The organism is Acidobacteriota bacterium (assembly GCA_039028635.1).
Lineage (GTDB): Bacteria > Acidobacteriota > Thermoanaerobaculia > Multivoradales > JBCCEF01 > JBCCEF01.
The window spans coordinates 82,594-96,105 of sequence record JBCCHV010000004.1 but is presented as its reverse complement, the minus strand read 5'-3'; the positions used below and the strand labels follow the sequence as shown (position 1 = coordinate 96,105).

Here is a 13,512-nt window from a genome sequence, read left to right as displayed (position 1 = left end):
GGCGCAGGAGTCTACAGGAGATCGTCGCCGGACGCCCGGGGAGGGTCGATTTTCTCCTCGGACGCCCCCTCGGGGTCATCCCCGGCGCTCTCGGTCTCCACCGGCGTTCGGCGCACCCGCCAGGCGGCCACCCCGTCGGTGATCTGCACCGCTTCCAGCCAGCTCACCGGCGCCGGCTCGGAGAGCAGCGCCGCCGGACGCTGCCGCAGCTCGAGGGCGCTGATCACCAGATAGTCCACCGCTTCGCGGTCGCAGAGCTCGGCCAAAGACTGGTAATACGCCGGCGACGCAGCCCACTGGCCGAGGGCATCCGGCAAGGCCACATAGGGCACCGTGAGATCGCGTCCGGCAAAAGGCATGGTGCCGGCTAGGGAACGCCCCGGCTCGACCTCCAGGGCAAGACGCTGCAGCATGGCGAGCTCGGCCGCCGGATGACGCTCGACGAAGGCCGGCAGGCGGAAAGCGAAGGTCTTGATCGCCAGCAGGAGCACCAGGGCGACCCCGACCGCCTGCGGCCAACGGCGGCCCCCGGGAGCCAGCCACCAAGCGCAGGCCGACAGGGTGACCAGGATCGGCAACAGGGGCAGCACCAACCGCCCCCAAGCGAAGAAGGTGAAACACAGGCCGGCGAGGAAGATCCCGATGGCGAAGAGCAGCCAGAGCAGTACCGGGCGATCCTTCGAGCGCCTCCAGGCAGCCCACATCCCGAGACCGAGGAGCAGGCCGTGGAGCGGAGTTCCCAGGAGATGCTTCAGCCCTCCCACCAGGAAGCGCGCCGCCTCCCGCATTCCTCCCCACAGCACCGCCAGCGGATCGGCCAGCAAGACCTCGCCGAGGCCCGAGAAGGGCACCCGCTCGAGATAGGACCAGTCCGGGTAGCCATAGAGCTTGAAGGCCAGGTTCTTCCAGTTCTCGTCGTGGAAGGGATCTCCGAAGGCGACGAAGCGCAGACCGAAGTGCGGTGCCAAGGTGATCCCGAAGGCGAGGCACGCCCAGCCCCAGAGGGCCGGCCGGTGACGACCGGACCACAGGGCCCAAAGCACCGGCGGCACCAGAAAGAGGGCACTGCCGCGGCTGAAGGCGGCGAGCCCCAGGCCGGCACCCAGGGCGAGGGCCATCGCCACCGTCGGCTGCTGGCGAAAGCGCAAGGCCAGCAGCAGGCTGGCCGCGCCCAGGGCGGCGAAGAACATGTCCGTCGAGACGTGCTGGCCGAGGATCCAGAGGTTGGGATTGACCGCCAGCAGGGCGAGCGCCCACCAGGCCACCGCCGGGCGCTCGGGAACGAGCTGGCGAGCGAAGGCGAAGGCGAGCAGCACCAAGGCCACCGCCGCCAGGTTCGAGCACAGCCGGGCCGCGGTGAAGGTATCGCCGACCAGCGGCGCCAGCGCGGCCACCGTCAACGGATAGAGCAGCGGCCGGAAGGCATCCCGCGGCACCTCGCCGGCGAGCAGGAGATCGGCCTGGGCGACGAAGCCGTCGCGCTCGGCGGTCCCGGCCTCCTCGATCGGATGGAAACGCGCTCCGAAGGCGATCAGAGCCAGCCCCAGCGCTCCGAGCACCAGGAGCAGCCAGAGCCGTCGGCGGGCATCGCCGCGGCGCGCGGAAGATTCGGAATCCACAGCCGTCCGCTTCAGGGGGAGCCGGCGTCCTCGGGCAGCAGAATGACCACCTCGCCGGGCTTCATCATGCCGAGCTCCTCGCGCGCCAGCCGTTCGAGGATCGCCGGATCTTCGCGCAAACCGACGATGCGCTCCTCGAGGTCGAGGATCGCGTCCTCGGTGGCGGCCAGCTCGTCCTGGAGCTCGGCTTCCCGCGCCTGCACCATGGTCAGGTCACGATAGCTCTCGAAGGCGGCCACCACCATCAGGGTGAGAAACAGCACCAGGGCGCCGATCAACAGCGAGCGCATCGGACGGAGGGGAGCGTTTTCCTGCATGATTCGAAGTTCTGGCCGAGTCGGCGACCGTCCGTGAGTTTACCGCGCCGTCCGCCTCCATGATGGATCGCCGTGACGCTATGCTTACGGCCCCGACCTCACCGGCCATCGATTCACCCCCGAAAGGACCCTGCCATGAGCCGTTCGCGCGACCACCTCGACACCCGCGTCGTCCATGCCGGAGAAGCCGCGAACCGAGTCGCCGGCTCGGCGATCACGCCGGTTTTCCAGTCCACCGTCTACGAGATCCCCGCCGGTCGGGAAGACCAGGAGCTGACCTATATTCGCTACAACAACCTGCCGAACCATCAGGTCCTGGCGGACAAGCTGGCCGACCTCGAGAACGCCGAAGCGGCGCTGGTCACCAGCAGCGGCATGGCGGCGATCTCGGCGGCGCTGCTGAGCGTTCTCTCGCAGGGCGACCACCTGCTGGCCTGCGGCGGCCTCTATGGCGGCACCCATCAGTTCGTTCACCGCTTCTTGCCACGCTACGGCGTCGAGGTCTCGGTGATCGATGTCGAGGATCCCGCCAGCTGGTCCGGCGCGCTGCGTCCCAACAGCCGTGCCATCTATGTCGAAACGGTGAGCAACCCCACCCTCGCCGTGCCACCCCTCGACGAGGTCGGTCGCTTCGCCGGAAAGCACGGCCTGGCGGCGATGACCGACAACACTTTCGCCACGCCGATCAACTTTCGCCCCGCCGAGCACGGCTTCGATCTCTCCCTGCACAGCGCCACCAAGTACCTCAACGGCCACTCGGATCTGGTCGCCGGCGCCATCATCGGCCGCCGCGAGCGGGTCGAGGCCTGCGCCGACCTGATCCACCTCCTCGGCGGCTGCCTCGACCCCCATGCCTGCTACCTCTTGCAGCGCGGTCTCAAGACCCTCGGCGTCCGCATGGAGCGCCATCACCAGACCGCCCTCGCCCTCGCCCAGCGCCTCGAGCCGCACCCGGCGGTGGCGAAGGTGCTCTATCCGGGACTCGCCAGCCATCCCCACCACCAGCGCGCCAGCCGTCTCCTCGACGGCTTCGGCGGCATGCTGGCGGTCGAACTCGAGGGCGGTACCGAAGCGGCCCATCGCTGGCTCACCCGCACTCGCCTCGCCACCCACGCCCCCAGCCTCGGCGGCATCGAGACCCTGATCGTCTCGCCGGCGCGCTCATCGCACCGCTCCCTGAGCTCAGAAGAGCGCCGTCAGGCCGGCATCAGCGACGGACTGGTGCGCATTTCCACCGGCATCGAGGCTGCCGACGACCTCCTCGCCGACCTCGAAGCCGCGCTGGCGGAGTAAACTTCCGGCCATCGGCATTCGATCAAGGGGAGAAAATTATGAAGAGGATCGCCTTCGAGGCTTTGCTCGTGGCGCTGATTTTCCTGACCGGCTGGGGAATCTGGACGATCAAGGAGCGGCAGCGCACTTCCGAGCTCGAGATACAGGACAATCGCTGGAACTCGCGCCTGATGACCTTTCAGACGGAGGCGGAGCGGCTGCAGGCGGAGGCCGGGCGCAAGGAAGGCCGGGCGGTCTTTGCGGCCCTCGCCTCGGGCGTGCTGCCGCTGGCGCGGGCGAAGAATCGTAGCGGTCTCGACCAAGCCGTGTCGGCGGCCCTCGAGGTACCGGGCATCGAAGCCCTCCACGTCCTCGGTGCGGACGGCACCGTGCTCGCCGGCAGCGACCGCAAGCTGCTCACCACCGGCCGCCTCGACCCGCGCGATGGCTGGGTGCTCGAAACCCTCGAGCTGACCGAGAAACCGGGCGAGGGTCTCGAGCTGGCGGCGCCGCTACGCTCTCCGAGCGCCCTCGAAGGCGCACCGCCGACGGGCTTTCTGTGGTTGATCTACCGCAGCGATCCACCGCCCACCGAGCCAGCGACCCCGGACGCCGCGGAAGACAGCACCGAAACGGAAGAAGAGGACTAAAACGCCGCGAGGTCGCGGGCGGCCTCGACGACCTTCTCCACCGTCGGCAGAAGGACTCGCTCCAAGCTCTTGACGTAGGGGCTCGGCCGATCCTCCGTCGCCACCCGCCGCACCGGAGCGTCGAGCCACAGGAAGGCCTCGTCCGCCAAGCGGGTCGCCACTTCGGCCCCGAAGCCGCCGGTGACATGGTCCTCGTGCACCACCAAGGCACGGGAGGTCTGGCGCAGCGACTCGAGCGCCGGCTCGAGGTCGAGGGGCACCAGAGTACGGAGGTCGATCACCGTCGCCTCGATGCCTTCTCCGGAGAGCTTCTCCGCCGCTTCGAGGCAGGTCCAGGTCGAGGCGCCGTAGGCCACCAGGGTGAGGTCCGAGCCCTCCCGCAGCCGTTGCGAGCGACCGATTTCGGCAGCCTCCAGGGCGGTGCTCGGGAGCTGGCTCTTCTTGCGCCGATAGAGGAACTTGTGCTCGAAGAAGAGCACCGGATTGGGGTCCCGAATGGCGGCCACCAACAGCCGCCCGGCGTCCTCCGCGGTGGCCGGGCAAACCACCTTCAAGCCGGGCACGTGGGCGAACCAGCCCTCCGGGTTCTGGGAGTGGAAGGGCCCCGCCCCCACTCCGCCGCCGGAGGGTAGGCGCACCACCAGCGGGCAAGGCACCTGCCAGCGGTAGAAGAGCTTGGCGGCGACGTTGACGATCTGGTTGTAGCCGCAGGAAATGAAGTCGGCGAACTGCATTTCGACCACCGGCCGGAATCCCGACAGCGCCGCGCCGATGGCGATGCCGAGGGTGCCGGACTCGGCGATGGGGGTATCGAAGACGCGTTCGGGCCAGGTGGCGTGGAGCTTCTTGGTGGCCCGAAAGGCACCCTCGAAGGCGGCAATGTCCTGGCCCATCAGCACCACCTGCGTATCGCGCTCCATCTCCTCCGCCAGGGCACGATTGATGGCGTCGACGTAGCTGGTCTCGGTGTCCGTCGGAGCCGCCCAGCGCGATGGCGCCAGGGAGCCGACGGGAGCGCCGTCGCCCACCGCGAAGAGCGGCCGGCGAGCCGTCTCCGGAGTCGGCGGCTCGGCCTCGAGGGCCCGCCCCAGGCTGTCTTCCACCAAAGCGCCAATGGCGTCGTCGAGCCGCTGCCAGGTCGCTTCGTCGAGCACCCCGTCGGCGGCGAGGCGTTTGCCATAGGTCGGCACCGGATCGGCGGCGAGATAGGTCTCGAGCTCGTCCGGCGGCACCACCTTGAGGGAATCGTCCCCTTCGCTGTGGCCGCGCATGCGCCCCAGCATGGCCTCGATCAAGGTCGGACCTTCGCCGCCGCGGGCGCGGGCGATGGCGCCTTCGAAGGCCGCCGCCATGGCGTCCGGATCGTTGCCATCGACGCTCTCGGCGGCCACCCCGTAGCCGACGCCACGGTCGCTCAGCCGCTCGCAGGCATACTGCAGGCGAGTCGGGGTCGAGAAGGCGTAGCGGTTGTTCTCGACCACCAGGATGAGCGGCAGCTTCCACACCGCGGCCATGTTGAGCCCCTCGTGGAAATCACCGGTCGAGGTGCCACCGTCGCCGATGAAGTTGATCGCCACCCGGTCACTACCCCGCTGTCGATGCGCGAAGGCACAGCCCGCGGCCACCGGAATCATCGCCCCGAGGTGGCTGATCATGCCGACGTGATGGATACCGGCCGCCGGATCGAGATAGCCGTAATGGAAGGAGCGCTCGACACCCTGGGAAAAGCCGTCGCCCTTGCCCAGAAGCTGGCAGCAGAGGCGATAGAGCACCTCTTCCGGCGCCGGCCGGCGACCGTCCGGCTCGCCGAATCCGAAGCCGGGAAAAATGCGCGCCGGATCGAGATAGACGGCGAGGATGGCGCCGAGATCGCGATGCAGGGTGCAGAGCGAGTCACCGGCCTCGAGAGCCAGGCCAGCCGGCACGGTGGTGGCCTCGTTGCCGACCTCGCTATACCACTTGGTCACCCGACCGGTCTTGAGCAGGTTTTCGAAGCGCGCGTCGAGATCACGCGCCAGCTTCATGAAGGCGTATCGCCGCAAACGTTCCAGAGAGGACATGGGAGGTCTTCCGTGAGGTGAGGGGGTGGCTGGAGAAGAGCCGGGATCTTATCGCTCGCCCTCGAGGGCCGCAATGCGCGCTTCGAAGTCGGCCCGCCGGCGATTCTCCGGATCCAAGCGCAGCAAAATCCCCAAGGCGAGGCGCGCCTTCTCGGCCTCGCCGCCGGCGATCAGATCGGCCACCTGACGCTCGCCTTGAACCACCGAGGCGCGCCGACCAGCATCGGCCTCGAGACGCGCCACCTCGGCCAGCATGGCGCCACGCCGCGAATCTCCGCCAGGCAAGAGGTTCTCGACCTCGAGGGCGATCTCGCGGGCGCCGCGGTAGTCGTCCACCGCCAAGCGCTCGCGGTAACGATGCTCGAGACTGGTGACCTGGTCGGCCACCGCCTGCTGCCGCCGCAGGTCTTCGAGGCGCCCGCGGGCGAAGTCGAGGCTGACCTTGGTCGCGCCGAGGGCGGTCAAGGCCTCGAGGGCCTTCTCCGCCTCGGCCAGGTTGCCGGCTTCGAGATGAAGCTCGAACTCGCTGCGCCGTTTCTCCAGGGCCTCGTCTTCCTGCTCCCGCTGAGCCGCCTCGGTCATCTCCTGCTCGAAGCTCGCGGCGACGTCGGAGTCGAGCTTGCGCAGCGTCTCGAGGCGCCGGCGGGCGGTGCGGCGACGCCCCTTGGCGAGCGCCTCGCGGGCCGACTGCAAGGTCTTCACCACCTTGTCGTCCTGCGCCAGCTCCTGCCGCAGCAGCGTCATCCAGCCCGCGAACTCCTCCCGCTTGGGGTGCTCGGGATCCATCTCGACCAGCGAATCGAAGGCCAGCTCAGCGAGCGGAAGCTGCTTGTTCTTGATGTAGTTGGAGAGCATCTGCTCGAGCTCCCGCCGACCCCGCCGCCGCGCCTCGCTCTGCTCCGCCTCCTCGAGGCGGGCGCGCAGGTCCGGCAGGCCGCGGGCGTTGGGATTGGTCGCCTCGAGGGACTCGATGGCCTCGCGCGCCTCGCCGAGCTCGCCCGCCTCGATCAACATCGACAGGCGATCGAGCACCTTGGTGGTTTCCCGCACGCGATGGGCGGCAGCATCGATACGTCGCATCAGGCTCTCCCGCTCGACGGAGGACAGCTCCGACGTCGAGCGCGGAATCGGCTCGGCCGGTGGCCGAGCGTCGAGGGTGATCGGCATCTCGCGGGTCGCCAGGTCGTTCATCGACCGCCCCACCCGCTCGAGCGCCTCGATGAAACGAATGGCGTTGGGGAAGCGATCCTCGCGGTCCGGCCGCAGCGCCGTCTGCAGCACCTGGTCGAGGGAGCGCGGCACCGAAACCCGGGGATTGCGCCCAACCATCGACAGCGGATTCTGGGTCAGCCGCTGGAAAACGAAGGCGGGCCGGTCGCCCTGCTCGAAGGCCGGCATGCCGCAGATCATTTCGTAGAGCACCAGCGCCAGGGAGTAGAGATCGCTGCGCGGGTCGAGGGCGACCTTGCCAGAGTCGGCCTGCTCCGGCGAGCAGTAGCGCAGCTTCCCCATGAAGGTCCCGACCTGGGTGATCTCGAAGTTGGGATCCGGCGCCAGCCCCTTGGCGAGACCGAGGTCGATGATCTTGACCCGTTCCTTGCCGCGCACGTCGCGGGTGATCATCAGGTTGTCGGGACTGATATCGCGATGGATCACCCCGACCGAATGAATCGTCTCGAGGCCGCGCAAGGCCTGGATCCCGAGGTCGATGGCGAGAGGAATCGGAAAGACCCCACGAGTGTCGAGCTCGCGTCCGATCTCGGCACCGTCGACATACTCCCAGACCATGTAGAAGCTGCCTTCCGGGAGCTGCGCGAAATCGTAGAGGATGGCGACGTTGGCATGCTTGACCTGGGTCGCCAGGCGCGCCTCGCGCTGGAAGCGCTTGTTGTGATCCGGATCCGTGGCGACATCCTGACGCAGCACCTTGACCACCCGCTTCTCGTCGAGATGGAGATGGCGCACCAGGTACACGTCTCCCATGCCGCCCGCTCCGAGCGAGCTGTCGATCTCATACTTGCCGTCGAGAACGGTTCCCGGTTCGTACATCAGCGTCCCCCGTAAGGGGCAGTATTGTAGCGGGGCGCTAGCCCCCTGGAAAGACAGCCTGCTAAATGGCGTGCCGGGTCAGGACGTCGACCCGGCGCCCATCCTTCGTCTGGTAAGGGATGCCGAGCAGCCGGACTTTCCCGAACTCGACGTGGAAGTCGAACTCGCGCAGGGTGTCCGGCTGGCGAGCCTCGGCCGCGATGACGCAGTAGCGGGCCATCTTCTGAGCATCGACCACCTCCACGGAGCCCCCGGTGAGCCCCTCCCCGAGACGCTCGGCAGCCGGCGGCAGATGACGGCTGAGGGCAAGGGTGGCGTTGACCGCCTCGGCGAGAGCCAGGGGATAGGCGGGCACCAGGAAGCGCTCGAGGGGCGCCTCGCCACCACCGCTCAGAAATCGTCGGATATGTCCGCCGGAGGCCTTGCGTTGGCGAATCTCGACCTTGGCATCGAGACTCCAGAAGGGCAGGTAGCCTTCCGCCGCGCCCTGCGGCCACGACGCGAAGCTCACCTCCACCGGCTCCAAGCGATCCTCCACCACCCGGTGACCGGACCGGCAGGCGACGCAGTAGAACACCACGTCGACGGCGTCGCCACCGAGGGTTTCGCCGCAGCTCGGGCACTCGAGGGGCAAGAGCTCGAAACCGCGACTCATCGCCGGGACCTCCGGCGCCGCCGGGTGGAGACCTTGCCGGACCCCTCTTCCACCACCGCGCCGTAGCGGAAGCGCCTCCAGCCCCAGGCGAAGATTCCAAAGAAGAAGACTCCGCCGACGACCAAGGACCAGATGCCCGCCTCGCTCTGCAAGGCGGTGGTGCCGGCGAAGCAGGCAGCGGCCTGCGAGCCGACCAGGGTCAGGGCACGGTAGAGATCGTTGCCGGGGGCCTTGCCGTAGGCCAGCGTGCCGTCCTCGCCATCGATCACCGCCTGGTAGGACCGACCGCGGAAGCGGTAGCGGATCACCCACAGCGGGTAGTGAATGGTGCTCATCCGCTCGCGCAGCGTGTCGAGAAAGCGGAAGCGCACCTTGTGCATGCCGGAGGCGGGGTCGGACGCGGCGGCGAAATCCGCCAGCGCCGCCTCGCGCACTGCCGTCTCCGACACCGTCGGCGTGAAGACCATGCCGCGGCGCTCGAGGGCGGCACCGTCGAAGGGCACCAGCGGGTCACCGGTCAGATCGACTCGCTGCACTCCCCATTCGGCGACGTTGACGGCGGCGAAGGTGCGATCCAGGTGGCGCTCGACGGGACGTTCGACGTCGACCTCGACGGTGCGCGTCTTGCCGTTCGAGGTGCGGCGCTTGCGCACCGTCCCGAAGGCGTAGCCGACGGCATCCGCCTGAACTCGGAAGAAGGGTAGGAAGCAGAGAAACGCCTCACCGATCTCGGCCTCACGATCGAGCGCCGAGTGCTTGTTCCAGCCGGCTTTCAGCCAGCGCCGCAGGGCCTGGCGGGCAGCGTTGGCATCGACCCGTGGCTCGACCGCGAAGCGCCGCAGCCCGCGATCGCCGACGGCGAGGGAGCGCATGCCACAGAAGGGACACTCGACCACCCGGACGCCGGTCTCGACCTCGAGGGCGCCGCCGCAGCGACCGCAGGAGAGACCCGCTACCCGCAGCCCGAGACGGGACTCAACCTCCGCCGGAGCCGGTTCCGCCATCAGACCTTGCGCGCCACCAGGTAAGCGATCGCCACCATCGGCACAGCGGTGATCCCGTAAACCACGGCCTTGAGGGCGAGATTCGAGATCAACAACCCCTCGGCGCCGAAGAGGAAGAGGCCGAGGCCGGCGACCAGGTAGAAGGGCGACTCCGCCTTGGCCGGGAAAATCGACGCCAACACGGTGCCGGTCGAACCCTCGACCAGGGCGACGTAGGACTGATCGTCATAGCGATAGCGAAAGCGCCACAGGGGAACGTGGACCAGCGCGGTTTCAGCGACCTCCTCACGGCCGCCCTCGGGGATCCAGCTGCGCGCCGTTTCGAGGGGCACTGTGGCGTCGACGGTCTCGACCCCTTCTTCCGGCACCCAGGTCTCGAGCTTGCCCACCGGCACCTCGATCTCCGCCAGCTGGCTGATCGGGGTCGGTGCCGCCGGCTCGACCAGGGTCGACTCCCCCGCCGCCGACCGGCGGCGGAAGAACCACATCGGGAAGCGCACCGCGGCCTGCTCCTCGACCTTGGCCAGCCGATCGAGGTTCTTCACCGTCTCGTTGCCTGCCATCCAGCGGCGCAGCGACTGCTCCGCCGAGCGTTGGTCGATCAAGCGCGGCAGGCCGTAGTGCAGCACCAGGCCGGAGCGATCGACGAACAGCGTGGCGTCGCAGTAGGCACAGACCGCCAGCGCGACGCCCGACAGCAGGTCGTTGTCGCCGCCGCACTGCGGGCAGGTGAGGTGGGCCGAAGGCGCCGTCATCGCGTGCCGGTTGCCGGAGTGTCCTTGCGCAAGCTAGTGGCCCAGACGTCTCAGCAGAGAGCTCCCGCCGGGCTATTCGGCGACCCGGTTGCCGCAGGCGGGACAGAAGCGCGCCCCCGCCGGCAGCTTCTGGCCGCACTGGTGGCAGAAGGCGGCGGAACCTTCGGCCGCCTCGTCGGTGGGCGGACCGGCGGCTGGAGGCGGTGTCGCCGCTGGTGGATCGGCGGCGCCAGGGGCCGCTGCGGCGGGGGCTGCCGGCGGCGTCGGCGGCGCCGTGCCGCCCCCCTGCATGGCGTCCTTCATCATCCCCGGCAGCATCATGCCGAGGCCGGCGCCGACACCGACCCCCATGCCCGAGGCCACGGCACCACCGCCCTCACCACCGCCGCCCTGGACGGCGGCATCGCCCATCGCCTGGGCGGCCTTGAACTTGAGGTAGGCGTTCATGTCACCGAGGGCGGCCATGCCGGCGCGCTCGTCGATCATCTTCTGGACTTCCTCCGGAGGCGTGATCGCGCCGAGGAAGAGGTCGACCAGCTCGATGCCGTATTTTCCGAAGTCGTCGGCCACCCGCGCCTTGAGGCCGACGCCGAGCTCGTCGTAGACCTTCGGCAGGTCGAAGATGGAGGTCAGGTTCTCGCCCAACAGATCGTTGAGACGAGCCACGATGACGTCCTTGAAGTAGTCCTCGACGCCGTCGGTGGTGTACACCCCCATGGTGCCCACCACCCCGTTGACGAACAGCTGGGCGTCGCGCACCCGCACCGCGAACTTGCCGAAGGCGCGCAGGCGCACCATCGCCAGCTCGGCATCGCGGAACATCACCGGTTCCTTGGTGCCCCACTTGAGGTCGAGGAAGGTCTTCGCCGAAACGAAGACCACCGCCGCCTGGAAGGGCGACTTGCCGCCGAAAGGCAGACCGAGGAGCTCGGTCAGAAAGGGCAGGTTCTGGGTCGCCAGGGTATGGCGCCCGGGACCGAAGGTATCGAGGGCTTTGCCGTCGCGGAAGAACACCGCCTGCTGGCTTTCCTCGACGACCAACTGGCTACCGATCTTGATCGCCGAGGTCCCCGACTGGGGCCACCGAGCAACCATCGTCTGGCCCGTCGGGTCCTGATGCTGAATGACGTCCATGGTGTTCTCCTTATGTCAATGCCGCGCCGGACTTTCCCAGCGGCGCAAGCCCCGAGGATCGACGCGCTTCCCTCGGCGCCGATCCGCCGGCGAGCTATCTCGAGGTCTGGACGATGTCGCTAATCACGGTGCTGCGTTGGGACCAGCGATCCTCGATCGCCTGGACCGTCTCGAGCAGGACATCGAGCTCGCCGGTGGGGTCCGTATCCCCCGGCGCCGGCAGCGTCCGGATCCGACCTTCGAGATCCCGCAGCTCGTCGAGCAGCTCGAGATCGAAGGTGTAGAGAGCTTCGAGATCGCCTTCGTCGACCTTCTCCGGATCGAAGAAGCCGGTCGCCCCGTAGTCACAGAATCGCACCGTCTGGGCGAGGCCATCGAGGCGTCGATCGAGACGTCCGAAGCGATCCAGCCAACCGATCTTGCCGGCATCCGTATAGCGTCGCGCCACGTCCCGCAGCACCGCGTTCAGACGTCCCAGCTCGGTCGCCATCGACTCGCGCTGCATCTTGTCGACATCGCGTCGCAGCTCGCGATCCTGAAAGCCCCGGAAGCCGGGGATGCGCTCGATCAGACGCTCGAGGGCGTTGCGCTCTTGCTTCGCTTCTTGGTAGCCATCGGTCATGCCAACCCTCCTGGGATAAACATCGTCGGCATCCTAGCAGGGCGCTGGTCTCATTCCGGAGTCGGTCCATCGCGATTCCGACCCGGTTCGGACACCGTCGATCATCCTACGAACGAACGAGATGGAAGATTCCCACGAAAGCAGAAACGACAAAGCCCGGAGCCGCCGCCGGCTCCGGGCCTCGGGGGGAACGATCGGCGCTACTGAACCGACAGAGAGGCGGGTACCGGCGAGCAGTCGTCGAGGAGCTGGGCCAACCGCGCCGTCAGCTCGCTTCGCCCCGGACAGGTGAGCAACAGCAGGTGATCCTCCGGGAATCCGGCATGGCCATCACCGAGGAGCTGGTGGCTCGGCACTTCTTCGCACAGCACCCGTTCGCCGGGCGAACCGACGAACAGGCAGCGGTCCTCACGACCGCCGTTCCAGGGCTCCATCGGGGTGCGCTCGATCTCGAACACGTGGCCCGACCACAGCGGCTCCAGCCAGCGCCGATGGTGATCGGTCAGGGCCAGTCGATCGCCACGCCGTGCCACCAGGTCGGCCGCCAGCATCTGCTCGACGAGGGAGGCGCTCTGGCCCGGCGCCCGCGCCTCGATGTCGTCGATCGAGATCTCGGCGCGGGGCTCGCGGCCACAGCTCGGCCACAGCGCCGTGGTCAGGCGATAGAGCATCGGCCACAGGCAGAAGGCGTCGCTGTCACCACTCGCCGCCAACTCGTCGACCAGGTAGTCGATCAGCCGGTCCCGGGGAATGGTGGCCCCGAGGTAGAGGGCCTCGTCGTCGAGGGCTCCGAGCACGGCCTCGCCACCGGCCAGGTAGAGGTCGGTAATGCGCACCGGAGATTCGGGAGCTCCGATGCCGATGCGCAGCCGAGCTTCAGGCCGCTCGAGAATTTTCAAGGAGGCACCCAGCGGTCCGCTGTCGAGCAATCGCCGACGGCGGACTTCCGGAGACCAGCTCGCCGAGACCAAACCTCGGCGCAGCAGATCGGCGCCGGCGGCGTGTCGGTCGGGGCTACCGATTCGGCTTTCCTGTTGGCGCAGAAAGGCGAGCGGCGATTGCGGCTCGGGAGACAGGAACCCCTGCTCTCCCAACCACTCGAGGGCCGCCACGGAAAGGGACCGCGGCTCGACCTCGAAGGGCGTTGTCGAAGAAGCGATGATCGTCAAGTTGTCGTTCTCTCGGGAGTTGGTCGCGGGCTTGGCGCCCCGGCCGCTCCAGCGACCGGACCGCTATCAGGGAGTCGTACTCCCATCAGTGCAGCTCACGGCAGCAGGCGGGACGATGCCCCGACCGCGACAGGAGAATCCCGTCCCGAGGTGACACAGAAAGGTAACTTGTTGTCGCTAGGCGAGAAAACGGCGGGACCCGAACG

12 protein-coding genes are annotated in these 13,512 nt (G+C 68.2%); 2 read left to right on the top strand and 10 right to left on the bottom strand.

The window, feature by feature from the left end; translation table 11 throughout:
- Positions 1–11: 11 nt before the first annotated feature.
- Both AAF604_02990 and AAF604_02985 read right to left on the bottom strand, forming a co-directional pair.
- Positions 12–1,619, bottom strand: coding sequence for a glycosyltransferase family 39 protein (locus AAF604_02990; protein MEM7048593.1), 1,608 nt, complete (start codon positions 1,617–1,619; stop codon positions 12–14).
- An 11-nt stretch (positions 1,620–1,630) separates the two neighbouring features.
- Positions 1,631–1,936, bottom strand: coding sequence for a septum formation initiator family protein (locus AAF604_02985; GenBank protein MEM7048592.1), 306 nt, complete (start codon positions 1,934–1,936; stop codon positions 1,631–1,633).
- A gap of 135 nt (positions 1,937–2,071) precedes the next feature.
- Here AAF604_02985 and AAF604_02980 point away from each other — a divergent pair, with 135 nt between their 5' ends.
- Positions 2,072–3,229: an aminotransferase class I/II-fold pyridoxal phosphate-dependent enzyme gene (locus tag AAF604_02980; GenBank protein ID MEM7048591.1), complete on the top strand. Its 1,158-nt coding sequence runs from the start codon at positions 2,072–2,074 to the stop codon at positions 3,227–3,229.
- 38 nt (positions 3,230–3,267) lie between these two features.
- A complete protein-coding gene (locus AAF604_02975; protein MEM7048590.1) occupies positions 3,268–3,858 on the top strand; it encodes a hypothetical protein in 591 nt (196 codons plus the stop codon).
- On the opposite strand, the gene AAF604_02970 is transcribed toward AAF604_02975, so the two are convergent.
- The 8 genes from AAF604_02970 to AAF604_02935 form a co-directional block, all read right to left on the bottom strand.
- Positions 3,855–5,918, bottom strand: a complete 2,064-nt coding sequence (locus tag AAF604_02970) for a dehydrogenase E1 component subunit alpha/beta (GenBank protein MEM7048589.1) — start codon at positions 5,916–5,918, stop codon at positions 3,855–3,857. The two genes, AAF604_02975 and AAF604_02970, sit on opposite strands and share 4 nt — an antisense overlap.
- Before the next feature lie 48 nt (positions 5,919–5,966).
- A complete protein-coding gene (locus tag AAF604_02965) occupies positions 5,967–7,967 on the bottom strand; it encodes a protein kinase (protein ID MEM7048588.1) in 2,001 nt (666 codons plus the stop codon).
- A gap of 61 nt (positions 7,968–8,028) precedes the next feature.
- Positions 8,029–8,622, bottom strand: coding sequence for a hypothetical protein (locus AAF604_02960; GenBank protein MEM7048587.1), 594 nt, complete (start codon positions 8,620–8,622; stop codon positions 8,029–8,031).
- Positions 8,619–9,626, bottom strand: a complete 1,008-nt coding sequence (locus AAF604_02955) for a hypothetical protein (protein MEM7048586.1) — start codon at positions 9,624–9,626, stop codon at positions 8,619–8,621. Before AAF604_02955 ends, AAF604_02960 begins: the two co-directional genes overlap by 4 nt.
- Positions 9,626–10,381 carry a hypothetical protein gene (locus AAF604_02950; GenBank protein MEM7048585.1) on the bottom strand — a complete coding sequence of 252 codons (756 nt, stop codon included), beginning with the start codon at positions 10,379–10,381 and terminating at the stop codon, positions 9,626–9,628. The genes AAF604_02955 and AAF604_02950 overlap by 1 nt, the downstream gene beginning before the upstream one ends.
- 72 nt (positions 10,382–10,453) lie before the next feature.
- On the bottom strand, positions 10,454–11,515 hold the full coding sequence (locus tag AAF604_02945; GenBank protein ID MEM7048584.1) for an SPFH domain-containing protein: 1,062 nt from the start codon (positions 11,513–11,515) through the stop codon (positions 10,454–10,456).
- 94 nt (positions 11,516–11,609) lie between these two features.
- Positions 11,610–12,137, bottom strand: a complete 528-nt coding sequence (locus AAF604_02940) for a hypothetical protein (GenBank protein MEM7048583.1) — start codon at positions 12,135–12,137, stop codon at positions 11,610–11,612.
- Between the two features lie 200 nt (positions 12,138–12,337).
- Positions 12,338–13,306 carry a hypothetical protein gene (locus tag AAF604_02935; protein MEM7048582.1) on the bottom strand — a complete coding sequence of 323 codons (969 nt, stop codon included), beginning with the start codon at positions 13,304–13,306 and terminating at the stop codon, positions 12,338–12,340.
- Between the last annotated feature and the right edge of the window lie 206 nt (positions 13,307–13,512).